Source organism: Arthrobacter sp. P1_D12 (assembly GCF_056406175.1).
In genome coordinates this window covers 1-24,640 of the sequence record NZ_JBFUAR010000029.1, presented here as the reverse complement: position 1 = coordinate 24,640, position 24,640 = coordinate 1, and the positions used below count along the sequence as shown (strand labels likewise).

The window sequence follows — 24,640 nt, the reverse complement described above, 5'->3', positions numbered from 1 at the left end:
GCGAACTGAAAGAATAGGAACCATGACTTCCAGCATGCCTCGCAACGAGGAACTCTTCGACCGTGCCCGCCAGCTGATGCCGGGCGGCGTGAACTCGCCCGTGCGCGCCTTCGGCTCTGTGGGCGGGACGCCGAGGTTCATGGTGTCCGCCAAGGGTGCCTACCTGACCGACGCCGACGGTGCCGACTACGTCGACCTCGTCTGCTCTTGGGGCCCGGCGCTGCTGGGACACGCCCACCCGGAGGTCCTGGCAGCCGTGCACGCCGCCGTCGACCGCGGTCTCTCCTTCGGCGCCTCCACGCCGGACGAGGCCAACCTTGCCGCAATCGTCAAGGAGCGCGTCCCGGCCGCCGAGCGCGTCCGGATGGTCTCCACCGGCACCGAGGCGACCATGACGGCCGTCCGGCTCGCCCGCGGCTTCACCGGCCGCAACCTCATCATCAAGTTCGCCGGCTGCTACCACGGCCACCTCGACGGCCTCCTCGCCGCCGCAGGCTCCGGCCTGGCGACCCTCGCGCTGCCCGGCTCGGCCGGGGTCACCGCCGCGACCGCCGCCGAGACGCTCGTGCTGCCCTACAACGACCTCGGCGCCGTCGAAGCCGCCTTCGCCAAGCACGGTGACAGCATTGCCGCCGTCATCACCGAAGCCGCTCCCGCCAACATGGGCGTGGTCACCCCCGGCGACGGCTTCAACGCAGGCCTTTCCCGGATCACCCGCGAACACGGCGCCCTGCTGATCCTCGACGAGGTCCTGACCGGATTCCGCACCGGCTACTCCGGCTACTGGGGCCTCACCGGCGGCGCCGCCGGTGCCGCCCAGCCGTGGACCCCGGACCTGCTGACGTTCGGGAAGGTGATTGGTGGAGGCATGCCGACGGCGGCCCTCGCCGGACGCGCGGAGGTCATGGACTACCTGGCGCCGCTGGGCCCCGTCTACCAGGCCGGGACGCTGAGCGGTAACCCGGTGGCCATGGCCGCCGGGGTCGCGACCCTCACGCACGCCACCCCCGAGGTCTATTCGTTCGTGGATGCCCGCTCGCTGGAACTCTCCGCGGCGCTGTCCTCCGCACTCGATGCGGCCGGCGTGGACCACTCCATCCAGCGCGCAGGCAACCTGTTCTCCGTGGCCTTTGGCACGGGCGCCCGGGGGGTCCACAACTACGACGACGCCCAGGGCCAGGAAGTGTTCCGCTACGCCCCGTTCTTCCACTCCATGCTGGACTCCGGCGTCTACCTGCCGCCGTCGGTCTTCGAGGCCTGGTTCCTCTCCGCCGCCCACGACGACACCGCGATGAACCGGATCTTCGACGCCCTCCCGGCCGCGGCGAAGGCGGCCGCCGGCGCCAAGCCATAGCCTCAGCCCTTAATTGACTGATGGCACCCGCCGCTGCGGGTGCCATCAGTCATTTAAGCTGCCGGGACGCTGGCGCGAATTACAGAACGTCCGCGAGGAACCCCTGCAGCCGCTCGGTCCGAGGGCTGGTAAAGATCTGTTCCGGGGGACCGGACTCGACGACGACGCCCGCGTCCATGAACGTCACAGTGTCCGAGACATTGCGGGAGAAGCCCATCTCGTGGGTCACTACCACCATGGTCATGCCGCCCTTGGCGAGGTCGGCCATCAGCGCCAGCACACCCTTGACGAGCTCGGGGTCGAGGGCGGAGGTGGCCTCATCGAAGAACATCACCTCCGGCTTCATGGCCAGGGCGCGGGCAATGGCGACACGCTGCTGCTGGCCGCCGGAGAGGTTGGCGGGACGGGCGTCGGCCTTGTGTTTGAGCCCCACCAGGTCGAGCTGCTCGAGTGCCTCGGCCCGGGCCTGCTCGGCCGGCAGCTTGCGCAGCTTCCGCAGCGCCAGCGAGACGTTGTCCACCACGGTCTTGTGCGGGAACAGGTTGAACTGCTGGAACACCATCCCGATCCGCTGGCGCAGCTCGTCCGGGTTGTCCTTCAGGACCGAGCGGCCATCGAGCAGGATGTCGCCCTGATCCGGTTCGATCAGGCGGTTCATGACACGCAGCAGCGTGGACTTCCCTGAGCCGGAGGGGCCAATCACCGAGGCGGTGGTGCCCTTCTCGACATGAAGGTCGATGCCGCGGAGGACATGGTTGGTGCCGAAGGACAAGTGCAGGTTCTTGCCGGTCAGCGAGCCGGAGGCGAATTCGCTCATGGCTGTGCTCCCTTCCCGATCAGGGCCGCGGCGTCGTCCGGCTGCCGTTTCTCCGGACGGCCGGTGCGCAGGCGCTTGTCGATGTAGTTGACCAAGTGGGTGAGCGGAACGGTCAGGATGAGGTACATGAACGCGGCGGCAACCAGTGGCGAGAGGTTTCCCGTGTTGGCCGCGGCGTCGTTACCGATCCGGAAGATCTCGCGCTGGCTGGCGATCAGGCCCAGCAGATAGATCAGGGACGAGTCCTTGATCAGCGCGATGAACTGGTTGACCAGGGCCGGGAGCACGCGCCGGACGCCCTGTGGAATCACCACGAGGCGCATAGACGAGCCATAGCTGAAGCCCAGGGCCCGGGACGCCTCCAGCTGGCCCTTTTCCACGCTCTGGATGCCCGAGCGGAAGATCTCGCCGATGTAGGCCGCCGCCATGAGCGTCAGGGCGAAGATGGCCAGCGGGAACGGGTTCGTGGATCCGGTCGCTACCCGGACTATGGGTCCGAGCCCGAGGCCGATGAGGAGGATGATGACAATAGCCGGAACGCCGCGGAAGATGTCCGTATAGATCCGGGAGAGCCACCGCAGCGGCGTCAGGCGGGACGTGCCCATGACGGCCAGGACCATGCCCAGGATGCACCCGAGCACGCCCGAGGAAACCGCCAGGATCAGGGTGTTGGGCAGGCCGAACATAATCATGTTCGGCAGGACGGCTGCCATCGCCTCCCAGTCAAAGAAGGTCTTTACGAGTTGATCGAGTGCATCCATGGACTAGGACTTCGGAACGGTGACGGCCTTGGAGCCCGGGGACCACGTGGCCGGGGTCTCGCGGTCCGGGTACCATTCCTTGGTCAACTTGGACCAGGTGCCGTCAGCAATCACGGCGTCGAGGCCGGAGTTCAGCGCGTCAATGAGCGGCTGGTTTTCCTTGTTCACGGCGTACGCGGTGAAGTTCTGGGTGTTCACAACCGACTCGGCGATGACCGTGCCGTCGCCTTCCTTGACCTGGCCGGTGGCCTGCTGGGACGGAGCGACCCAGGCGTCAACCTGACCGTTCTTCAAGTTGGCGTAGGCGGTGTTGTAGTCCTCGAAGCGGACGGGTTCGATCTGGAGGGTGTTGGTGACGTAGTCATCCTGCACCGTGCCCTGGACCACGGCGATGCGGGTGTCCTTGGTCAGGTCCTTGAACCCCTTGATGTTGGAGTCCTTCTTGGCGACGACGGCCATGTAGCCGAAGTCGTAACCGTTGGTGAAGCCGACGGTCTTACGGCGCGCGTCGGTGGTGGAGATCGAGGAGGACCCGAGGTCGAACTGCTTGTTCTGGACCTGGGCGAGCAGCGAGGCGAAGCCGGTCGCCTTGAACTCCACCTTGAGGCCCAGCTTGTCCGCAATGGCGCGCAGGAGCTCGTTGTCGTAGCCGGTGAACTTGCCCGACTTATCGATGTAGATGTTCGGCGGGGCGTCCGAAAGGGTGCCCACAGTCAGGGTTCCCTCGCTGATAAGGCCGAGCTTGGACTTGTCAATCTTGTCCAGGGGAGTGACGTCCTTGGTGGTGTACTTGTCCAAGGACTTCTGGTCGCTGCCCTGGAGGGCATCCGTCGGTGACGCCGTTGACTGGGCCGAACCGCCGCCGCAGGCTGCAAGGGAAACCGCCACGGCGATGGCCACGGGAACGGTGGTCAGCCACTTCAAGGCTTTGCTTTTCATCACGCAATCACTTTCGTCTGAAATTCAGTGGGTCGCGGGAGGCTCATCGGGCCCCCGGCCGCTGGCTTGGGCGCCGGGTGGAGCAGACACGCCGCGAAAGATAATTGTGTCATTCGACGTGGACGCCCATTCAATCCGAACAGATCAGAGCTGGTGTGTGCGTTCTGCGAACTATCTTCAGGTTCATGTGTGATCGGCGGTGATCCTGATAGTGCTGGCCGGGTGACGCGGAATCATCGGCGCCGGAGCGGGCGGCAAGTGGAAGCCCCGGGCGGTGTGACCTCCGTCGCAATCACTGGATTTGCGCGCAGCGGCGGACTAGTTAAGCCCGTTCCGCCGGCGAACGTTTCGTTTTAAGAAGTGTTCCCGCGCCGCCGGCGCCCAGGCGTCCGGAATCCCCGCGTTCGGAAATCCTAGAAGTCGCCCCGGCTGGCATCCTCGGGAGGCAGGACGGGCCAGTCGCCTTCGATCACGGCGGCCGGCTTCGTCTTGCGCAGGTAGCTTTGGAAGTCCGCGGCCTGGGCAGAGGCCCATTCGACCTGGAGCTGGTGCAGGTTGCCCGCCGGCATCCTGAGCTTGGGGAATTTTCCGGCCATGGCATCGAGCATCCGAAGGGTTGCCAGGGCATCGGCCGCGGAAGTATGCGCGTTGTCCAGATTGACGCCGTACTCCTCGCACAAGGCGGTGAGCGTGCGCTTGCCCTTGCGGTAGCGGTCCACCTGTTTGTTCATGACGTACGGATCCAGCACGGGGAAGCGGCTCAACTGAGGGACGCCGTAGCGGGCAGACTCGGCGGCGAGCACCGTGAAGTCGTAGCTGGCGTTGAAGGCGATGACCGGCACACCCGTGTCGAAAAGCTCCTGGAGCACGGCGGCGACCTCCCGCGTCACTTCCGCGGCGGGGCGGCCCTCGCTGCGGGCTTTCTCTGTGGTGACGCCGTGGATGTCGCTGGCCTCGGTGGGAATCTCAACCCCGGGGTCAGCGAGCCACTCGTGTTCCTGGACAATCCCGCCGTCGGAGTCCACCACGGTGATGGATGCTGTGACAATCCGCGCCGCGCGGGAGTTCCGCCCCGTGGTTTCGAGGTCGAAGGCTGCGCGGGGGAGGGTGTTCCAAGTGCTCATGCTTCAACCGTAACTGCTGCCACTGACAGTTCCTGACCGCCGTGCCCGCGTGCCGCCCGGGCACGGTTCCGGAGTCCGGAACGGCTAGGCTGGACCGATGCGGACGGAGTATGTGGAGGCGGTGCTGGAGCTCGTGGCGTTGATCCCGGCCGGCACAGCGGTGGCCTATGGCGACGTTGCGGAACTCCTCGGCGCCGGCGGCCCGCGCCAGGTCGGATCGGTCATGAGCCACTATGGCAGCAGCGTGCCCTGGTGGCGCGTCCTGAAATCCCGCGGAGACGCCCCGCCCGGCCTGGAGCACGAGGCATTGGGCCTTTATCTGCAGGAGGGGACGCCACTGCTGGGCCGGTACGAGGACTTCCGCCGGACCGGCGAGGGGCGCTGGCGTGTTGACCTGGCCTCCGGCCGGTGGGCGCCCACCGATGCCGATTTCGACCGGATCGATGCCATCGCGGAGCGGCTCGAGCGGGAGTCGCATAAATTGTCGGTACCCGATGATGAAATGACTGTGTGAGTACCCCCAGCCACCTCGAACCAAGCCTGCAGCGGTCCGGGTCCCGTGCCCTTCCCGGGGCGGGGCGCGCAACGGGAGCGGGGCTGCGACTGTTGCCGCCCCGGACCCAGCACAGCGCGGTGCCGGTGCTGTCACCGGACCAGCTCGCCGCCGTCGAGGTCCCGCCCGGCTCCGGCCCCGTCCTGGTGCCCGGCGCGCCCGGCACCGGCAAGTCGACGGTCCTTGTCGAGGCTGCCGTCCGCCGCACCCTGCGCGATGGCCTGGATCCGGAGCGGATGCTCATCCTGGCTCCCGGGCGGCTCGCCGCGGATACGCTCCGCGACCGGTTCACGGCCCGCCTGGACCGGAGCCTGAGCACGACGCCGGCACGGACCTGGGCGTCATATGCCTTCGATCTGATCCGCCGTGCCAAGGCCGAAGGCCTCCTGCCGCTTCCGCGCCAGCCGAAGCTGCTCTCCGGCCCGGAACAGGACCTGATCATCAAGGAACTGCTGGAGGGCCATGCGCTGCCCGGCCTCGAGCTGCCCTGGCCCGAGGACCTGGGCGCCGCCCTGCAGACCCGCGGTTTCCGGCAGGAAGTGCGCCAGCTCTTTGACCGGATCATCGAATCCGGGCGGACCGCCGAGGACCTTGTAGCCTTGGCCCGGCAGTGCAACCGGCCGGACTGGATTCCGGCGGCCGCCCTCTACTCCGAATACCGCGATGTCCTGGACCTGCGCATGCCCGAGGCCTTCGACCCCGCCGGCATCATCACTGCCGCGCGCCAGATCTTCCAGGACTCACCCGATTTCCTCGCCGCCGAACGCGACCGCCTGCAGCTGATTCTTGTGGATGACATCCAGGAGGCGAACCCGGCGGTCTTCGAATTGCTCGCCGACATCGCCGCCGGCAAGGATGCCATCATCACTGCTTCGCCGGACACCGTGGTTCAGGGCTTCCGCGGGGCGCGCCCCGATCTCGTGGCGGAGCTTCCCGGCCTCCTGGCCCCTGATGGGACGATCCTGGAACGACCTCTGTGGACGGCGCATCGGCAGGACCCGGCCGTGGCGGAGGCATGGCTGTCAGTGGCCGGGCGCATCTCCCGCAGGTCCGGCGGGCAGTCCGCCCGCCGGCTGGAACAGCCCGGACCAGTGCCGGCGCCGGACGGCCAACCAGTCCCGACACCCGACAGAGCCGCCGGCGCCCGCGAGGGGACGGTCGAGGCCCACCTGTTGCCGTCCCCGGTCCACGAGCTGCGGTATGTGGCCCAGCGGATCCTCGAAGCGCAGCTGAACGACGCCCGGGAACTCGGGGAGATCGCCGTGATCGTGCGCAACGGCGGCCAGCTCAGCCAGTTGCAGCGATACCTGGCCGGCCAGGGGATCCCCGTCCGGATCCCGGTCGCCGAATCCGCCGTCCGGGACGAGGTCGCGGTCCGTCCGCTGCTCGATGCCTATGCGGTGGCCCTGGACCCTGCCGTGCTCACACCCGAGTCAGCGGTGTCCTTGCTGACGTCCCGGATAGGCGGCGCCACCGCGATTGAACTGCGGAGGCTGCGGCAGTCGCTGCGCCGGGAGGAACTCCTGGGCGGCGGCGGGCGCACCAGCGACGCGCTCCTGGTCGAAGCCCTGCTGGAGCCGGGAGCGCTCGCAACGCTGGGCATCGAGGGTCACTCGGCCCGCCGGATTGCCCGGATGATCGCAGCGGGCCGGGACGCCGCCGGTGCCCCCGGAGGCAACGCCGAGACGGTACTCTGGGCGCTCTGGCATTCCACCGGCCTGGCCTCCCGCTGGACCGACGCCGCCCTCGCCGGAGGCTCAGCCGGTGCCCGGGCCGACCGTGACCTTGATGCCATGATGGCGCTGTTCCATACCGCGGAACGCTTTGTGGACCAGCTGCCGGGTTCCGGCCCGGAGCAGTTCCTTGAATACCTGCTCAGCCAGGAACTTCCCATGGATACCCTGGCCGCCCGGGCGCAGCTGGAAGACGCGGTGGAGCTCATGACCCCTGCCAGCGCGGCCGGCCGCGAATGGCCGGTGGTCATTGTGCCCGGACTTCAGGAAGGCGTGTGGCCCAACACCCGGTTGCGAGGCGAGCTGCTCGGCAGCACGTTGTTCGCCGACGCCGTCGAGCACGGCGTGGAGTATGCCCTGCGACTGGATCCGCAGAGCCGGCTGCGCGAAATACGCTATGACGAGCTCCGGAGCTTTTCCACGGCAGTGTCCCGCGCCCGGGAGGTGCTGATCTGCACGGCGGTGTCCTCGGAGGACGAGCAGCCGTCCTCGTTCCTGGACTATGTGGCGCCGTTGCGGCCCGGGCAGGACCGCCGGGGCTTTACCCCGGTCGAGCGTCCGCTGACCCTCCGGGCGCTGGTCGCGGAACTGCGGCAGTACGCCCAGCTCGACCCGAGGGCGGCCGAATCGGCGGAAGCCGCGGCCGTGCTGGGGGGCCTGGCCACGGCCCAGCCGCCGGTTCCGGGCGCGCACCCCGCGAGCTGGTGGGGGCTGGCGGAGTTGTCCTCGGAGGAGGCGGTGGTTCCGCCGGGCGGTACCGTGTTCGTGTCGCCTTCGAAGGTCGAAACCGTGCAGAAATCTCCGCTGGACTGGTTTGTCCAAGCCGCCGGCGGTGAAGCCGCCACCGATTTTGCCCGCAGCCTCGGAACGCTGGTCCACGCCATTGCGCAGGACCTCCCGGACGCCTCGGGAAGCGAATATGTCGCCGAACTCGTCCGGCGCTGGCCCACGCTGGGGATGAAGGACAACTGGGAAGGCAAACTGGACTTCCAGCGAGCCGAGTCCATGGTCCGCAAGCTCGCCCAGTATGTCCTCGTGATGCGCAGCGAGGGCCGGAGCCTGATCGGCGTCGAACAGGACTTTGAGGTGAAGCTGCCGGACGTTCCAGCGGAAGCCGCTTCCACACAGGCCGGATCCGATCCGGGCGAGGGCGGAAGCGCCGGTCCGGCGCGGCCCGCCGTGCTCAGGGGCCAGGTCGACCGGCTGGAGATCGACGCCGAGGGCCGGCTGGTGATCATCGACCTCAAGACCGGCAAACGCCAGCCCGGCAAAGCGGATCTGGACCGGCACCCGCAGCTCGGCGCCTACCAGGCCGCCGTGCTGGCCGGCGGCTTCGCGGGTCCCGACGACGGTCCGCCGCCGCTGCCGGGCGGCGCCGTCCTGGCCCAGCTGGGCACCACCACCAAGAGCCCCGGCATCCAGGCCCAGGCACCGCTGGATCCGCAGGACAACTGGGCACTGGAGATGGTCGGCGACGCCGCCCGCGTAATGTCCGGCAGCGTTTTCCAGGCCCGCCACGATCCGTCCAAGGGAGGCCACGGCGGCCACGGCTGCCGGCTCCCTGAAGTGTGCCCGCTGTGCGTGCGGGGAAAGCAGGTTACTGAATGAGCCCCGAGGCGCCGGCAAGCGGCCCGTCCGACCCGCATCCGGCACCGGCTCCCCTTCCCGCGCCCCCTCCCGAGCCGCGGTTCAGCCCGGAAGAGCTGTCGGCACTGCTGGGGGAGGGGAACAGCCCCACGGCTGAACAGTCCCTGATCATTTCCTCGCCCCTCACGCCGCGGCTCGTGATCGCCGGGGCGGGCTCGGGGAAGACCGCCACCATGGCGGACCGGGTGGTGTGGCTCGTCGCCAACGGCTGGGTCCGGCCGGAGGAAGTCCTCGGCGTCACCTTCACCCGCAAGGCCGCCGGTGAACTCGCCTCGCGGATCCGGGCCAAGCTGGCCGCGCTGGCGCGCATCGCGGCGGCCGACACCGGGAACACGCTCTTCCCTGCCGGGCTGCTGAGCGCGGATGCGCTCGAACCCAAGGTCTCCACCTACCACTCGTATGCGAGCGGCATTGTGTCCGACTACGGTCTCCGCCTCGGCGTCGAACGCGACGTCGTGCTGCTCGGCGGCGCCCAGTCGTTCCAGCTCGCCAGCGAGGTGGTGGAAGCCTTTGACGGGGACTACGAACACTTCCGGTCCGCCAAATCGACGCTCGTCAAGGCCGTGATCCAGCTGGCGGGAGAGTGCTCCGAGCATTTGCAGGACCCGGCCCAGGTCCGTGGCTGGCTGTTGGAACGGGTCGCCGCGTTCGAGTCGCTCCCGTATGTCGCAGAAGCTAAGAAGAACCCCACCCAGGCCGCGGGCGAGCTCAGCGCGATGCTTCGCACGCGGGCCAGCGTCGCGGACATGGTGGGCCGCTATTCCGAGGCGAAGCGCGCCCGCGGCGCCCTGGACTTCGGTGACCTGGTGGCCCTGGCGGCGCGGGTGGCCAGTGAGATTCCGGTCGCCGCCCAAACGGAGCGCCAGCGGTACAAGGTGGTGCTGCTCGATGAGTTCCAGGACACCTCGCACGCCCAGTTGGTGTTGTTCTCCCGGCTCTTCGGCGACGGCCATGCGGTTACGGCGGTGGGGGACCCGAACCAGTCCATCTATGGATTCCGGGGAGCGTCCGCCGGGCAACTCTTCCATTTCGTCCGTGAATTCCCGATCCTCGTCAGCGGCGAAGGCAAGGACACCGCCCACGGCGGCGAGGGGGACCGGGGCAGCTCGCGGGACCGGGGCAGCGGGCAGGCCCGGCGCTTTGCCGTGGCGCCCACCTCTTACTTGACTACAGCGTGGCGCAACGGACGCCACATCCTGGCCACGGCCAACCTCATTTCGGCGCCGCTGAGCAAGGCGGCGGCGAACCTCGGGGCCGCCGGGGCCCGGGAAAGCGCCGACGCCGTCGAGGTCCCGCCACTGCAGCCCAGCCCGGCCGCGGTGGACGGCAGGGTGGTGATGGGACGGTTCGCCACGGACGAAGCCGAGGCCGCGGCGATCGCCGGCGACGTGCTGAAATTTCGCGTGACAGACTTCGACGCCGCGCACTCCGCCGACCCGGTTCCGCCGGCCATGGCTGTCCTGTGCCGGCGCCGGGCGCAGATGGAATGCATTCGCCGCGAGTTCGAAGTCCGGGGCATTGCCTACGAAATCGTTGGGCTCGGCGGGCTGTTGGACACGCCGGAAATCATCGACCTTGTCGCTACGCTCCGGGTCCTGGCCGACCCGGGCCGCTCGGACTCCCTCATGCGCCTGCTGGCCGGCGCGCGGTGGCGGATCGGCCCGGCGGACCTGATGGCCCTCCGGGACTGGTCCAGTTTCCTGGCCCGCCGTCGGGGCCGCCCCGGCGGCCTGGACGCCGGCGACGCCGGGGGTGCTGTAGACGATTCTGACGACGCCGTGATCGAAGGCGACATCACGGACGCCGCCAGCCTGGTCGAGGCCCTGGACTGGCTGCCCCGCGACGGCTGGACCTCGGGGCACGGACGCAGACTGAGCCCGGAGGCCCGGGACCGTCTGCAGCGGCTCTCGGACGAGCTCCGGCAGTTGCGCAGCTACATGGGCGACGACCTCACCACTTTGCTCGGCGAGGTCGAACGGGCGATGCTCCTGGACATCGAAGTTGCGGCGCGGCCCGGGATCAGCATCCATCAGGCCCGCCGTAACCTGGACGCCTTCCAGGACGCGGCGGCCGGGTTCCTGCACACCTCGCAGCGGGTCGACGTCCTGGCGTTCCTTGCATGGCTGGAAGCCGCGGCGGCCGAGGAAAACGGTCTGGATGCCGCAGCGCCGGAGGTCAACCACGAAGCCGTCCAGCTGCTGACCGTGCATGCCTCCAAGGGGCTGGAATGGGATGTCGTGTTCGTTCCCGGGCTCAATTCCGGGGCGTTCCCCAGCAGCCGTGACTCGCGGTGGAGCAGCGGCAGTGCGGCACTGCCGTGGCCGTTGCGCGGCGATCGTACCGATTTGCCCCAATGGGACCTGGACCAGCCGGACCAAAAAGGCTGGCTTGACGCTGAGAAGGAGTTCAAGTCTGCCGTCCAGGCGCACGGCGAGGCCGAGGAACGGCGCCTGGCCTATGTGGCGTACACCCGTGCCAAACACGTGCTCTGGCTATCGAGTGCGGCGTGGGTGGGGTCCCGGGCCGGTTTGGCGGAGATGTCTCCCTTCCTTGCCGGGCTCGAGGGCCTCACCGCCGACGGCGCGGCCGAAATCCATCCGCTATCCGTCAGCGAGGACGCGCTGCCGGCCGAAAGCCCCCTGACCTCTGAACTCGAAGTCGCCGCCTGGCCCTATGATCCGCTGGAGGGCCCGCATGACCCCCGGACGGGAAGACGGCTGCGGCTGGTCCCGGGCCGGCGGGCGGCCATGGAATCTGCAGCGGCACGCGTCCTGCAGGCGATGGCCGCCGGCCCGGATGGCGCGGAGGCCGGAAAGCGTCCCGTCCAGCGCGGTCCAGCCGCCGGGTGGGCGCAGGAGGCGGCCACTTTGCTGGAACGCCGCTCCCGGCGTTCGGTGGTCCAGGATGTGCATCTGCCCGGGCACATCTCGGCGTCGACTCTCGTGGACCTGGAAGATGACCCAGGCTCCGTTGTGGCCCGCCTGCGCAGGCCGATCCCGCGCGAACCGGGGATGTCGGCCCGCAAGGGCACGGCCTTCCACGCCTGGGTGGAGGAATACTTCGGCGCCGCCGGGATGCTGGACCTGGGTGAGGCCGCCGGCGCTGACGACCACATCGACCAGGCCTACGGCCTGGATTCCATGGTCGAAACTTTCCGTCAGTCCGAGTGGGCCCAGCGCGCCCCCGCCCACGTCGAGGTCCCGGTCGAGACACGGATCGGCGACGTCGTGGTCCGGGGCAGGATCGACGCCGTGTTCCGCGACGCCGATGGCCGCTGGGATCTCGTGGACTGGAAGACCGGCCGCCGCCCCTCGGCGGCCCAATTGAAGGTCAAGGCAGTCCAGCTCGCCGTCTACCGGCTGGCCTGGGCCCGGCTCAAGGGGGTCCCGTTGGAGGACGTCCGGGCCGCTTTCTACTACGTGGCCGACAACCAGGTGGTCCGCCCCCATGACCTCGGATCAGCGGAAAAGCTTGAGGAAATCGTGGCGGCGGCGCTGGGGAGGACGGCGACGCACAGCGGCGCCTAGCGGATGTCATCCGGCCGGAGAAAATCCGCCGAACGAGCCGGGCGGGGCAGTACACCTGAACCGCCCGGCAGCCGGCGCTAGCGGGACGCGGAGTCGACCACCGTGATCGCGGCGGTTGACGTGTTGTCACCGGACCCGGGCTCCGCACCGGACCCGGGCTCCGCACCGGACCCGGGCTCCGCACCGGTCTCGGGCTGTACAGGGGAGTCGCGCTGCACAGCGGTCTCGGGCTGTAAGACAGAGCCGGGCTGGACGACGGTGATCGATTGCGTCGACGTGTCGGTGCCGGCGGGAACCGCTGCCCCGGCGTCGCTGTCACCGGCCTCACTGACCTTCCCGGCGTCCGGGTCGGGGGCAGCCGCCTGCGGGGCGCCGTCCAGCGCGGCATCAGCGTTGGAGGACTCGGAGGACTTGGCGGCGCCGGGGATTGCGGTGATGTTGGCGGACGCACCTGCGGCCTTACCGGCGCCCGGCTCGGCGCTCGCCTGGTCGCCGGCGTCAGCGGCTGTGGCTGTGTCTGCGACGGGCTGGGGGACAGCCGCCGGTTCGTCAGCCCCCGTTTCGCGGGGGATAGGCGTGACGTGCACCGCGGGGCTGGCACTGATGCCGGCAGTGGCCTCATCAGCCGGAGCGCTGCCCGGGACCGGCTCCATGGGCAGAAGCGTGACCTTGCTGACGGCGGGCGTCGTCCCGTTGGCCGCAGGGGCCGGCGCGGCCGGGACCGTCGGCGCATCGACATGAGCACCGGCGTCGGCAATGTCTTGTTCTGTGCCGGGTTCGGGTGCCGCGACCGGCTGCGGCAGCGGTTCCACGCTGATCGGCTGGCCGCCGTGTTCGGCCACGTCCTCGGCCAGTGTGGCGAGCATGGATTCCGCCTCGTCGATCATTTCCTGGTTGCCGGCGGCCATGCCCTTGACCAGATACTGCGCCAGGGCGAATTCGGCAGAGAGCGCGGCCCGCCGCAACAGGTGCGCATCGGGCACGTCGCGACGGCTGGAGGTGTAGTGATCCAGGACCGCGTTCACAAAGTCCTGTTCGTTGGAGGCGACCAGCCAGGCCATGTCGTCCGCCGGGTCACCGATGCGCAGGTCGGTCCAGCCCGTCACCGCGGTCACACGCTCACCCTCGACCAGCAGGTTGTCCTCGTGGAGGTCGCCGTGAACGACGCACGGATTGAAGCGCCAGAGCGAGACGTCTTCCATGGCGTGTTCCCAGCGCCGCAGCAGCAGCGGCGGGATTTTTCCGGTCGTGGCCGCCTGGTCCAGTTCATTGAGGCGCCGCTGGCGGAATTCGTTGGGCGTGTAGCTGGGCAGATCGGCGTTGCTCACGATTGACCGCGGGAGGTCATGGATCGCGGCCAGGGCCGCCCCGATTTCGCGGGCCAGCGCGGGAGAGCCGTTGCTGAGCTCGTCCAGGGAGCGGGTGGCGCCGGCCAGGTGCGAATAGACAAACGTGCTGAGCTGGCCTTGCCGGACCGTTCCCGCCACTGTGGGCATGAGGAACGGGAGCTCGGCCCGGATGCCGGGAGCGAAGGCCCGCAGCACCAGGAATTCGGTTTCCAGCCGGGCGCTCGCTTCGGCATGCCGGGGGGAGCGGACGCGCCAACGCTTGCCCTCAGAGTCCAGGAGGAGGGCCGCGTCGAAGTCCGCCGGATCGTCGGGCGCAGAGCTGACGGCGGTCGGGGTCAGGCCGGGTACCGCCGCCGTTGCTACAGCTGCCAGTTCGATTGGTTTCCTTCTCACCCTTCCACGGTAGATTGAGCGGCGCCCAAGTCGGCGATGCACTCCGGCGAGTCTTGAGATCGGGGACAAATCGGAGGGAAATCAGCGCTGAATCCCGGGCAAGCGGCCTGTCCCGCACACGTTGTGGAGCCCCCGGCGGCCCGGTCGGCAAATGTCAATTGTCTGCCCGAGTCAGTACGGTGGGTGTATGAGTCTTGCGGAGTCAGCGGCATCTTCATCGGCATCACAGCAAACACCCTCCGAATCCCCGGCATCCGACGGTGCGGCACCGCCGGTACATCTCCTGCCGGCAAACCACCTCATGGAGACCGTCCTTCCCGTGCGCCCGGCCCTGATCGACCGCGGATCCGCGGCGCGGGTGAAACCCGGAATGCTCGCGGAGCTGGTCGATTCAGGCGCGGCGCAGGCCGTTGTGCTCTCCGGCAGGCAGGCCCTCGTCAGCGGCAACAGCCTCGTGCTCCTCAACGCCGCCGAGCTCTCCGGGCACCTGGCCAACACCCCGTACGCTCCCGAACACGTGATTTACCTCGGTTCCGCCCTGGCCGGTTCGGACCTCGACGCCGGCACCGAGCTTGTCCTCTTTGTCCTCCCGCTTCAGTTCGAAGTCCAGGCCGAGGAATTCGAGGCCCACGTGGCCGGCGTTCCCAGCGATGCGCAGTGGGTGGGTTTCCGCGAAGTCGCGGCACGCCTGAACTCCACGGACACTGCGCTGTTCATCGAAGCCAGCGCCATCGCCAACTGGCACTCCACCCACACGCACTGCCCGCGCTGCGGCACCCCCACGCAGCCGGAAGCCGGCGGCTGGGTCCGGCGCTGCCCGGCCGATAATTCCGAGCACTTCCCCCGGACGGATCCGGCCATCATCGTCACCGTGGTGGGCCCCGACGGGAGACTGCTGTTGGGCGGAGGCGGACCGCTCGACGCCCGGAACTATTCGACCCTCGCCGGCTTCGTCGAACCGGGGGAATCGCTCGAACAGGCCGTGCAGCGCGAAATCGGCGAGGAAGTCGGGGTCCGCGTCACCGCGTCCCAGTACCTTGGATCGCAGTCCTGGCCGTTTCCCGCCTCCCTGATGCTCGGCTTCACGGCCACCACGCCGGACACCGAAGCCCGGCCCGACGGCGTCGAGGTCACCAGGGCACGGTGGTTCAGCCGGAGCGAACTGCAGGACGCCGTCCTCAGCGGCGAAATCGTCATTTCCAGCAGGCTCTCCATCGCCCGGTCCCTCATTGAACACTGGTACGGCGGCGTCATTCAGGACGCCGCCGACAGCGCCTGACACTGCCCTCTACAGGCTGACACCGCCTGCCCCAATCCGCAGGACACCGACTACCGACTGAGCAGCAAAAGTGACCACAGAGAAATTGAACTTCAGCACCATCCCCGGCGGGGAACCGTCGGGCGGCACGACGTCGGGCGATGCCCCGCCTGGCGATGCCCCCGAACCTGACGGCCGTTCGCTGGAGGAACGGATCCTCGGCGGCCTCGACGCTGAGCAGCGCGAGGTCGCCAGCACCCTCCAGGGGCCCATGTGTGTCCTGGCCGGTGCCGGGACCGGCAAGACCCGCGCCATCACGCACCGGATCGCCTACGGCGTGCACTCAGGGGTGTACAGCCCGCAACGGCTCCTCGCTGTCACCTTCACGGCGCGGGCTGCCGCCGAGATGCGCAGTCGGCTCCGTGACCTCGGCGTCGGCAACGTTCAGGCCCGCACCTTCCACGCCGCGGCGCTGCGCCAGTTGCAGTTCTTCTGGCCGCAGGCGGTCGGCGGCACCTTGCCCAACCTGCTGGACCACAAGGCACAGATGATTGCCGAGGCCGCGCGGCGGCTCCGGCTCAGCACGGACCGCGCCTCCATCCGGGACCTCGCCTCCGAAATCGAGTGGGCCAAGGTATCCATGCTGACCCCGGCGAACTATCTGGAGAACGCCCAGGGCCGGGGCAATCCGGGCGGCTTCGACCTGACCGCCGTTGCACGGGTCTTCCAGTCCTATGAGGACGTCAAGACCGACCGCAACGTCATCGACTTCGAGGACGTGCTGCTGATAACCGTGGGGATCCTGCAGGAGGACCCAAAGGTGGCAGCGACCGTCCGGGAGCAGTACCGGCACTTCGTCGTCGACGAGTACCAGGATGTTTCGCCGCTGCAGCAGCGGCTCCTGGAGCTGTGGCTCGGCGGACGCGACGAGCTCTGCGTCGTGGGCGATGCCAGCCAGACCATCTACTCCTTCACCGGCGCCTCTCCGAAGCACCTGCTCGGGTTCAAAGCGATGTATCCCGAGGCGCACGTCGTTAAGCTGATCCGGGACTACCGGTCCACGCCGCAGGTTGTCAGGCTCGCCAACGACCTCCTCGCCGGCCGGCGCAGCGGCGGCCCGGTGGCGGACGCCGCCTGGGCCACGCCTTTGCAGCTCGTGGCGCAGCGGCCGGCGGGCCCGGTGCCGCGGTTCACCGAATGCTCGGATGACGAGGCGGAGGCCGCCACTGTCGCCGCACGGATCCGCGAGCTCCTCGACACCGGAACTCCGGCGAGCCAGGTCGCCGTGCTCTTCCGCACCAACGGGCAGTCCGAAGCCTACGAACAGGCGCTGGCCTCGGCGGGGATCGGCTACCAGCTGCGCGGCGGTGAGCGGTTCTTCGCGCGGAAGGAGGTCCGGGACGCCATCCTGCAGCTCCGGGCCGCGACCCGGGCGGTGGCTGAAACCGCCACGCCCGAGCCGCTTGGGCAGCTGGTCCGGGACATCGTCGCCTCCCTGGGCTACACGGACGCGGCGCCGCACAGCGGCGGCGCTCTCCGGGAGCGCTGGGAATCGCTGGCCGCCCTCGTGGCCCTGGCCGACGAACTCGTGATCAGCAGGGGCCCGCAGTTCTCGCTCCCGGACTTTGTCAACGAGCTCCAGGAACGGTCCCTGGCCCAGCACGCACCGACCGTGCAGGGCGTTACCCTGGCATCGCTGCACGCCGCCAAGGGCCTGGAATGGGACGCCGTGTTCCTGGTCGGGCTGAGTGAGGGCCTCGTGCCGATCTCGTTCGCGGACACTCCGGAAGCGGTGGACGAGGAACGCCGGCTCCTGTACGTCGGGATCACCCGCGCCCGCGAACACCTGTCCCTGTCCTGGTCCACTGCCCGGACGCCCGGCGGACGCGCCAACCGCAAGCCCTCGCGCTTCCTGGACGGCCTGCGCCCCGACTCGGTGGCCAGCTCCCACCTGCGGGGCAAGGGCCCGGCGCCGCGCCGGAAGGCGGCCGTTCCGGCGTCGTGCCGGGTCTGCGGCAGCATGCTCTCCAGCGGCGCGGAGCGCAAGGTGGGCCGCTGCAACCAGTGCCCGCCCAGTTACGAGGAACAGACGTTCGACGCGCTCAGGCAGTGGCGGAAGGACGTGGCCCTCGAGGCGGACGTCCCGGCGTTCGTGGTGTTCACCGATGCCACCCTGACCGCCATCGCCGAGGCACGCCCCGAGTCGCTGGAGCAGTTGGCCAAACTCGCCGGCGTGGGTCCATCCAAACTGGAGAAGTACGGCGAGGCCGTTCTGACAGTCCTGGCCGAAAGCACGGTTCAGTGATGCCCGGTTCCGTGAAGCCTGGGGGTTCAGTGATGTCCGGTTCAGTTCCGGCTGCCATTCCGCTGACCACCGCCGACGGCGCCCCGGTCGTGGTCCGCCGCTCTGCACGCCGACGCCGCACGGTCGCCGCGTTCTGGGAGGACGGCACCGCCGTCGTCGCCATCCCCGCGTCCTTCAGCAGGGCGCAGGAACGGGAGTGGGTCCATCGCATGCTGGAAAAACTCCGCCGCCAAGGGGACCGGGCGGCGCGGGGTTCCGGCCGGCGCCGCCCCCGCAGCGATGCCGACCTTGCCGCCCACGCCGCGGATCTGTCGGCGAAGTACTTGGGCGGCAGGGCGGTGCCCTCCTCAGTCCGCTGGGTCACCAACCAGAATTCGCGATGGGGTTCCGCGACGCCGTCCGAAGGCACCATCCGGCTCTCGGCGAAGCTGCAGCCCATGCCGCAGTGGGTGATCGACTACGTGTTGCTCCACGAACTGGCCCACCTCCTGGTGGCCGGCCACGATGCCGCCTTCTGGAGGTTGCTGACGGCGTACCCGGAGACTGAGCGCGCCAAGGCCTTCCTGGAAGGGGTCTCGTTCGCCACCTCACGCGGCATGGCACCCGACGGCGGACACGGCGAAGCCCCGGACGGAACCGAAATCCCGGCCGGGGCCTACTAGCGTTGGGCTAGGCCTTGGGCGTGCCGCCGTCGTCCGGTTCGCCGTCCTGACGGTCGTCGTCCTTGGCCACCGGCTCGTCCGTGCCCTCTGAATCCGTCGTTCCCTCTGAATCCGGAGTGCCCTCTGAACCCGGAGTGCCCTCGGTGTCCGGGGCGTCGGCGCCGGCCGGCGCGTCGAACCCTCCGCTAAGCAGCTTCTGCAGGGCGTCATCCACTTCGCTGTCGCTGGCTTCGGCGAGTTTGCGGCGTTCGCTGAAGCCTTGCGGGTCTTCCAGGTCCTCTGCTGTCGGAAGCAGGTCGGGATGCTGCCAAACGGCGTCGCGGCCGTCCACCCCGCGCTCTTCCTTGAGCAAGGCCCACAGGGTGGCGGCCTCGCGGAGCCGGCGCGGCCGCAGCTCGAGTCCCACGAGGGAGGAGAACGCGTGCTCCGCGGGGCCTCCGGTGGCCCGGCGCCGCCGGACGGTTTCGCGCAACGCGGCGGCGGACGGCAACATCTTCTCGGTTGCACCCCAGGTGAGTTCGTCCACCCAGCCCTCCACCAGGGCCAGCGCGGTCTCCAGCTTTTCGAGGGCCTGCTCCTGGGCGGGAGTGCGCTGCGGCATGAAGACTCCCTGCGAGAGCGCCTCCTGGATGCCCTCGGGGTTGCTCGGATCGATCTCGCGTGCCAGTTCTTCGATCTTGGAGGTGTCGATGTGGATGCCGCGGGCGTAGGCCTCGATCGCGCCGAGCAGGTGCCCGCGCAGCCAGGGGACCTGGACGAAGAGGCGGGCGTGTGCCGCCTCGCGCACGGCCAGGAACAGGCGGATGTCGTTCTCCGGCAGGCTGAGGCCCTCACCGAATTTCGCCACGTTGGCCGGCAGGAGCGCCATTTCAAGGTCTGCGAGGGGCACGCCAATGTCCGTCGAGCTGACCACTTCGGCAGAGAGCGCGCCGATCGCCTGGCCGAGCTGCATGCCGAAGATCGCCCCGCCCATGTTCTGGATCATCGAGGAGGCGCCGCCCATCATGGACTTCATTTCCTCGGGCATCTGCTCGGTCATGGCGGCCGAGAGCGCGTTGGCAATGCTGTTGGCCACGGGCTCGGTCAGCCGCTTCCACGTCCCAAGGGTTTCCTCGACCCATTCGGCGCGGGACCACGCCCGGCCAATCAGTCCCGTGGCCGGAAGCCCGGTGACCTGGTCGAGCCACAGTTCGGCCAGCCGAAGGGCCTCATCGACCTCCCGCGACTGAGGCGCCGTGACCGAGGGGTCGGATCCGCTGGCGGCGACGCGCCGGGCGTTGTCATGTGCCAGCTGCCAATTGACGGGCCCCTCCGAGGGGGCACTCATCATCGCCTGCACCTGGGAGAACATCTGGGCCAGGAGGTTTGGATCGTCCGGGAGGCCTGCTGCCTTGGCGAGCTCGGCGGGGTCGATATTGCCCATGCCCTGCCCGCCCATCAGGTTTTTGAGCATTTCGGCCAAGGGATCCTTGGGTTCCTCGTCGCCATTGGACGGATTGAGTGGGTTGGAGGTCATGATCCCGCCGATCGTCGGTGTGGCTGCTTCTCAACTTCACGGTACCCCTGTGCAAGAGTGGCTGTCTGCCGAAACCGCGCCACGTTCGCTGTAGGCAAAGAGCGGTCCGGGGTCCCAAGCGCGTAGGCTTGGAAGTTGGAATATTTGCACGCGGCAGCCTCGGGTTAGGCTGCGGCCCTGGTGCGTGGTCGCGGTGTCCTCTCGGGCTTGTCCTGGCAGGGCCGCAGCCCCTCGTGCCGGCACGGAGAGGTCGTTCAATGACAATCACCCACGGTGAGCAGCCCGCCAGCGACCCAGCGGCCGGCCCTGCCCGGGGCAGGAGGGCACGACTGGCCGGCGCCGGCGTGCGGCGCCCGCGCAACAACCGGTCTTCAGCCATGCTTGTCTCGGGGCTGCTTGCCGCCGCACTGGGCATCACCGCGGTGAGCCTGCCCGTGCCTTACGTGATCGAGTCACCCGGCCCCACCTTCAACACCATCGGCCAGGACAACGGCAAACCGGTGATCAGCGTCAGCGGCCATGAGTCGTTTCCCGCCAAGGGCAGCCTGGACCTGACCACTGTCTATGTCGACGGCGGTCCCAACGGTCCGGTCAGCGTCTTCGAAGCGTTCTCGGCATGGCTGAACGGGACCAAAGCTGTCTACCCCCAGGAACTGCTGTTCCCCACCGGCGTCACCAAGGAACAGTCCCAGCAGGAGAGCGCCACCGCGATGACCACCTCCCAGGAGAACGCCATCGCCTCGGCACTGAAGGAACTGAAGATTCCGTTCGGGCAGAAAATGCAAGTGGCCGGGCTCCCGGACGACTCCGCCTCGAAAGGACTGCTGCAGGCAGGGGACGAACTTGTCTCCATCAATGACAAGCCCATCACTGCGCTCGGCGTGGTCCAGGCGGAACTGGCCGCCGGCAACGGCAAGCCCGCCAAGGTCATCGTGGAACGCGCCGGCGCCCGGGTGCCAGTCACCATCACGCCGGCCAAAAACAGTGCGGGCCGCTACATCCTCGGTGTCTTGCTGCAGTACAAGTTCACCTTCCCGTTTGATGTCACCATCTCGCTCGACAAGGTCGGTGGCCCCAGTGCGGGCATGATGTTCGCGCTTGGCATCATTGACACGGTCACTCCCGGGGACCTGACCGGCGGCAAGCACATCGCCGGTACCGGAACCATCACCCCGGACGGTGCCGTAGGACCCATCGGCGGGATCGCCCAGAAGATGCAGGGGGCGCGGGCCGGCGGGGCCACGCTGTTCCTGGCGCCGGCGGCCAACTGCGAAGACGTCTTGGGCCACATCCCCGACGGCCTGCAGGTGGTCCGGGTCGAGAACCTCACCGAGGCCCGCAAGGCGGTTGAACTGGCGGCGTCAGGCGGCGACACATCGGGCCTGCCGGTCTGCACCAACAACTAGACTGGCCGCGGAACTAAGCGCCGGCCCCACTCGTGGCACTAATGGACGGCCGTGCCGTCCCGCCGGGACCCTGCTGCAGGGCCCTGACGGAACGGCGGTGACGGCCGTTAGAATGCATCAACCTGCAACACCGGCACTTGGTCGCCAGACTGAGCCACAGCAGCGACTGATAACTAAAAACCAGCAGTAGACGACCAGCTATGAGGTACCGAGTTTGTCCCGTCCCGCCAGCACTGTCCCGCCCGGAAGACCCCAGACACGACGCGGCGCCCTGACGCCGACGCTGATCATCGTGGCCCTGATCGTGGTCGGATTCATCTTCTTCGCCAATGTCTGGACGGATGTCCTCTGGTACCAGCAGCTCGGCTACTTCGAAGTGTTCCTGACCGAGAACCTGGCCAGGATCGTGATCTTCCTGACAGGTTTCGCTGTCATGTTCCTGGCCGTCTTCTTCGCCATCAGGATTGCCTACCATGCGCGGCCGGTGTACGCCCCCGATTCGGAAATCCGGGACAACCTCAACCGCTACCAGGCGCAGCTCGAACCGATCCGCCGTGTCGTGATGGTGGGGCTTCCCATCCTCTTTGGCCTGTTCGCCGGCAGCGCCGCGGCCAGCCAGTGGCAGAAAGTCCTCCTGTTCCTGAACCAGGAGGCATTCGGCCAGAACGATCCGCAGTTCGGGCTCGACATCAGCTTCTACCTCATGACTCTTCCCTTCCTCGGGTTCGTCACCGGGTTCCTCATCAGCGTCACGGTGATCGCTGGCCTTGCCGGCATCCTCACCCACTACCTCTACGGCAGCATCCGGATCATGGAACGCGGGATCTTCACCAGCCGAGCCGCGCAGATCCACCTGGCTGTCACGGGCGCCGCCTTCCTGGTGCTGATGGGCCTCAACTTTTGGCTGGACCGCTACTCCACGGTGCAGAATAACGGCGGGCGCTGGGCCGGTGCGCTGTACACGGACGTGAACGCCGTCATTCCGACCAAGGCAATCCTGGCCGTGGCCGCGGCCATCGTCGCCGTGCTGTTCATCGTCGCCGCGGTGATCGGCAAGTGGCGGCTGCCGGTGATCGGCACCGCCATGCTCATCATCACGGCCATCCTGGCCGGCGGGGTCTACCCGTGGGTCATCCAGCAGTTCCAGGTCCGGCCCTCGGAGCAGACGCTGGAAAACGAATACATCAAGCGGAACATCGCGATGACCCGTGCCGCCTACGGCCTGGATAAGGTCCAGGAAAAGCGGTACAACGCCACCACCAACGCCACCACCGGCGCGCTGGCCCCCGATGCGCAGACCACCGCCAACATCCGGCTGCTGGATCCGAACCTGATCTCGGATGCGTTCTCGCAGCTCGAACAGTACCGGCCCTACTACCAGTTCCCCAGCGCCCTGAACGTGGACCGCTACGAGATCGACGGCAAGATCCAGGACACGGTCATCGCCGTCCGCGAACTCAACCCGGACGGGCTCGCCACGAACCAGCAGTCCTGGCTGAACCGGCACGTGGTCTACACCCACGGCTACGGCGTCGTCGCCGCCAAGGGCAACAAGTTCACCGTGGACGGCAAGCCGGACTTCCTGCAGGCGGGCATCCCGTCCACCGGCGCGCTCGGCAACGATTCGACCTATCAGCCCCGCGTCTACTTCGGCCAGGACTCGCCCGACTACTCGATCGTGGGCGCCCCGGACGGTGCACCGCACCGTGAGCAGGACCGGCCCGCGGCCAAGGAAGGCGACGGCGAGACGCAGTACACCTTCACCGGCAACGGCGGCCCGAACGTGGGCAGCTTCTTCAACAAGATCCTTTACGCGATCAAGTTCCAGTCCTCGGACCTGCTGCTTTCCGACGGCGTGAACGCCGAGTCCCAGATCCTCTACGACCGCAACCCGCGGGACCGCGTCGAAAAGGTGGCGCCTTACCTGACTGTTGACGGCAATCCGTACCCCGCCGTCGTCGACGGCAGGGTGAAGTGGATCGTGGACGGGTACACCACCAGCCCGTACTTCCCGTACTCCCAGCAGGAGCAGCTCTCGGCCGCCACGGCCGACTCACAGACCGCCGCGAACCGGACAGTAGCCCTGCCGAACAGCTCGGTGAACTACATCCGCAACTCGGTCAAGGCCACCGTGGACGCCTATGACGGTTCCGTGACGCTGTACGCCTGGGACGACCAGGATCCGGTCCTGAAAGCCTGGCAGAAGATCTTCCCGACGTCAGTGAAGCCGTATTCGGAGATGTCCGGTGCGCTCATGAGCCACGTGCGCTACCCGGAGGACCTGTTCAAGGTCCAGCGCGAGCTTCTGGGCCGCTACCACGTGACCAACCCGGACAGCTTCTACACCAACATTGACGCCTGGTCCGTTCCCAACGACCCCACCGTCAAGGACGAAGTCAAACAGCCGCCGTACTACATGTCGCTGAAGATGCCTGACCAGGACAAGCCGGCGTTCCAGCTGACCTCGTCGTTCATCCCGCAGGTGGTCAACGGCAACGCCCGCAACGTGCTCTACGGCTTCCTGGCCGCGGACTCCGATGCCGGCAACAAGAAGGGCGTCAAAGCGGACAGTTACGGCCAGCTGAGGCTCTTGCAGATCCCGCCGGAGACCCAGGTCCCCGGACCTGGCCAGGCGCAGAACAAGTTCAACTCCGACCCCACCGTTTCGCAGGCCCTTAACCTGTTGCGCCAGGGTGCGTCGGCTGTGCTCAACGGCAACCTCCTGACCCTGCCGGTCGGTGGCGGCATGGCGTACGTCCAGCCCGTCTATCTTCGCTCCACGGGGGAGACCTCCTACCCGACGCTGCAGCGGGTCCTGGTGGCGTTCGGCGACAAGATCGGGTTCGCGCCCACGCTGGACGAGGCCTTGAACCAGCTCTTCGGCGGAAATTCGGGTGCCGCAGCAGGTGACTCGGCAAACAAGGGACAAACACCGGCCACGCCCACCACCCCAGGTGGGGCCACTCCGCCGCCTGGGACTACCGATGCGAAGGCAGACCTGAAGGCCGCGCTGGACGAGGCCAATGCCGCGATCAAGGCCGGTCAGGACGCCCTCGCGAAGGGCGACTTCGCGACCTATGGCGAGCAGCAAAAGAAGCTGAACGCTGCCTTGCAGAAGGCGCTCGAGGCCGAAGCAAAGCTGGAAACCCCTGCGGCGCCAGCGGGCACCGCCACACCGTCGCCCTCTCCGTCGGCGACGGCGGGCGGCTAACGCTGCGCAGCTGACCCTGACAGGTCCTCACGCGCTGCGCGAGGCCAGGCGCAGGCTGTGAACCGGTGCGACAGGCCGGGGTTTG

15 protein-coding genes are annotated in these 24,640 nt (G+C 68.2%); 9 read left to right on the top strand and 6 right to left on the bottom strand.

The window, feature by feature from the left end:
• Window positions 1-22 precede the first annotated feature (22 nt).
• Window positions 23-1,354: a glutamate-1-semialdehyde 2,1-aminomutase gene (gene hemL, locus AC1DZV_RS19285; protein ID WP_223913924.1), complete on the top strand. Its 1,332-nt coding sequence runs from the start codon at window positions 23-25 to the stop codon at window positions 1,352-1,354.
• Window positions 1,355-1,433: 79 nt separating this feature from the next.
• Here the strand turns inward: hemL and AC1DZV_RS19280 are convergent, their stop codons facing one another.
• From AC1DZV_RS19280 to AC1DZV_RS19265, 4 genes are all read right to left on the bottom strand, one after another.
• Entirely contained in the window at window positions 1,434-2,171 is a 738-nt protein-coding gene (locus AC1DZV_RS19280; RefSeq protein ID WP_028277189.1) for an amino acid ABC transporter ATP-binding protein, read from the bottom strand.
• Window positions 2,168-2,932 (bottom strand): amino acid ABC transporter permease, encoded by a 765-nt coding sequence (locus AC1DZV_RS19275; protein WP_028277188.1) that lies wholly within the window; start codon window positions 2,930-2,932, stop codon window positions 2,168-2,170. The genes AC1DZV_RS19280 and AC1DZV_RS19275 overlap by 4 nt, the downstream gene beginning before the upstream one ends.
• Window positions 2,933-2,935: 3 nt before the next feature.
• Window positions 2,936-3,871 carry an ABC transporter substrate-binding protein gene (locus AC1DZV_RS19270; protein ID WP_028277187.1) on the bottom strand — a complete coding sequence of 312 codons (936 nt, stop codon included), beginning with the start codon at window positions 3,869-3,871 and terminating at the stop codon, window positions 2,936-2,938.
• 413 nt (window positions 3,872-4,284) lie between these two features.
• Complete coding sequence (locus AC1DZV_RS19265; RefSeq protein WP_028277186.1) at window positions 4,285-4,995, bottom strand: 3'-5' exonuclease; 711 nt, start codon at window positions 4,993-4,995, stop codon at window positions 4,285-4,287.
• 97 nt (window positions 4,996-5,092) lie between these two features.
• On the opposite strand from AC1DZV_RS19265, the gene AC1DZV_RS19260 reads away from it, so the two are divergent.
• The 3 genes from AC1DZV_RS19260 to AC1DZV_RS19250 are packed head-to-tail and all read left to right on the top strand — an operon-like array spanning window position 5,093 to window position 12,455.
• A complete protein-coding gene (locus AC1DZV_RS19260) occupies window positions 5,093-5,509 on the top strand; it encodes an MGMT family protein (protein WP_476954385.1) in 417 nt (138 codons plus the stop codon).
• 26 nt (window positions 5,510-5,535) lie between these two features.
• Window positions 5,536-8,889 (top strand): ATP-dependent helicase, encoded by a 3,354-nt coding sequence (locus AC1DZV_RS19255; RefSeq protein WP_476954392.1) that lies wholly within the window; start codon window positions 5,536-5,538, stop codon window positions 8,887-8,889.
• Window positions 8,886-12,455, top strand: coding sequence for an ATP-dependent helicase (locus AC1DZV_RS19250; protein WP_476954384.1), 3,570 nt, complete (start codon window positions 8,886-8,888; stop codon window positions 12,453-12,455). The genes AC1DZV_RS19255 and AC1DZV_RS19250 overlap by 4 nt, the downstream gene beginning before the upstream one ends.
• A 77-nt stretch (window positions 12,456-12,532) precedes the next feature.
• Here AC1DZV_RS19250 and AC1DZV_RS19245 read toward each other — a convergent pair whose 3' ends face one another.
• Window positions 12,533-14,197, bottom strand: a complete 1,665-nt coding sequence (locus AC1DZV_RS19245) for a macrolide 2'-phosphotransferase (RefSeq protein ID WP_476954383.1) — start codon at window positions 14,195-14,197, stop codon at window positions 12,533-12,535.
• 187 nt (window positions 14,198-14,384) lie between these two features.
• Between AC1DZV_RS19245 and nudC the strand changes: the two genes are divergently transcribed.
• From nudC to AC1DZV_RS19230, 3 genes are all read left to right on the top strand, one after another.
• Window positions 14,385-15,476 carry an NAD(+) diphosphatase gene (gene nudC, locus AC1DZV_RS19240; protein ID WP_476954382.1) on the top strand — a complete coding sequence of 364 codons (1,092 nt, stop codon included), beginning with the start codon at window positions 14,385-14,387 and terminating at the stop codon, window positions 15,474-15,476.
• A gap of 181 nt (window positions 15,477-15,657) precedes the next feature.
• The gene (locus AC1DZV_RS19235) at window positions 15,658-17,760 is read left to right on the top strand and encodes an ATP-dependent DNA helicase UvrD2 (RefSeq protein ID WP_476951134.1); all 2,103 of its coding nucleotides are present in this window, start codon (window positions 15,658-15,660) and stop codon (window positions 17,758-17,760) included.
• 32 nt (window positions 17,761-17,792) lie between these two features.
• The gene (locus AC1DZV_RS19230) at window positions 17,793-18,422 is read left to right on the top strand and encodes a M48 metallopeptidase family protein (protein ID WP_476951113.1); all 630 of its coding nucleotides are present in this window, start codon (window positions 17,793-17,795) and stop codon (window positions 18,420-18,422) included.
• A 7-nt stretch (window positions 18,423-18,429) separates the two neighbouring features.
• On the opposite strand, the gene AC1DZV_RS19225 is transcribed toward AC1DZV_RS19230, so the two are convergent.
• Window positions 18,430-19,938 (bottom strand): zinc-dependent metalloprotease, encoded by a 1,509-nt coding sequence (locus AC1DZV_RS19225; protein ID WP_476951112.1) that lies wholly within the window; start codon window positions 19,936-19,938, stop codon window positions 18,430-18,432.
• Window positions 19,939-20,195: 257 nt separating this feature from the next.
• Here AC1DZV_RS19225 and AC1DZV_RS19220 point away from each other — a divergent pair, with 257 nt between their 5' ends.
• A complete protein-coding gene (locus AC1DZV_RS19220) occupies window positions 20,196-21,344 on the top strand; it encodes a YlbL family protein (RefSeq protein WP_476954381.1) in 1,149 nt (382 codons plus the stop codon).
• 214 nt (window positions 21,345-21,558) lie between these two features.
• Entirely contained in the window at window positions 21,559-24,555 is a 2,997-nt protein-coding gene (locus tag AC1DZV_RS19215; protein ID WP_476954380.1) for a UPF0182 family membrane protein, read from the top strand.
• Window positions 24,556-24,640: the final 85 nt, after the last annotated feature.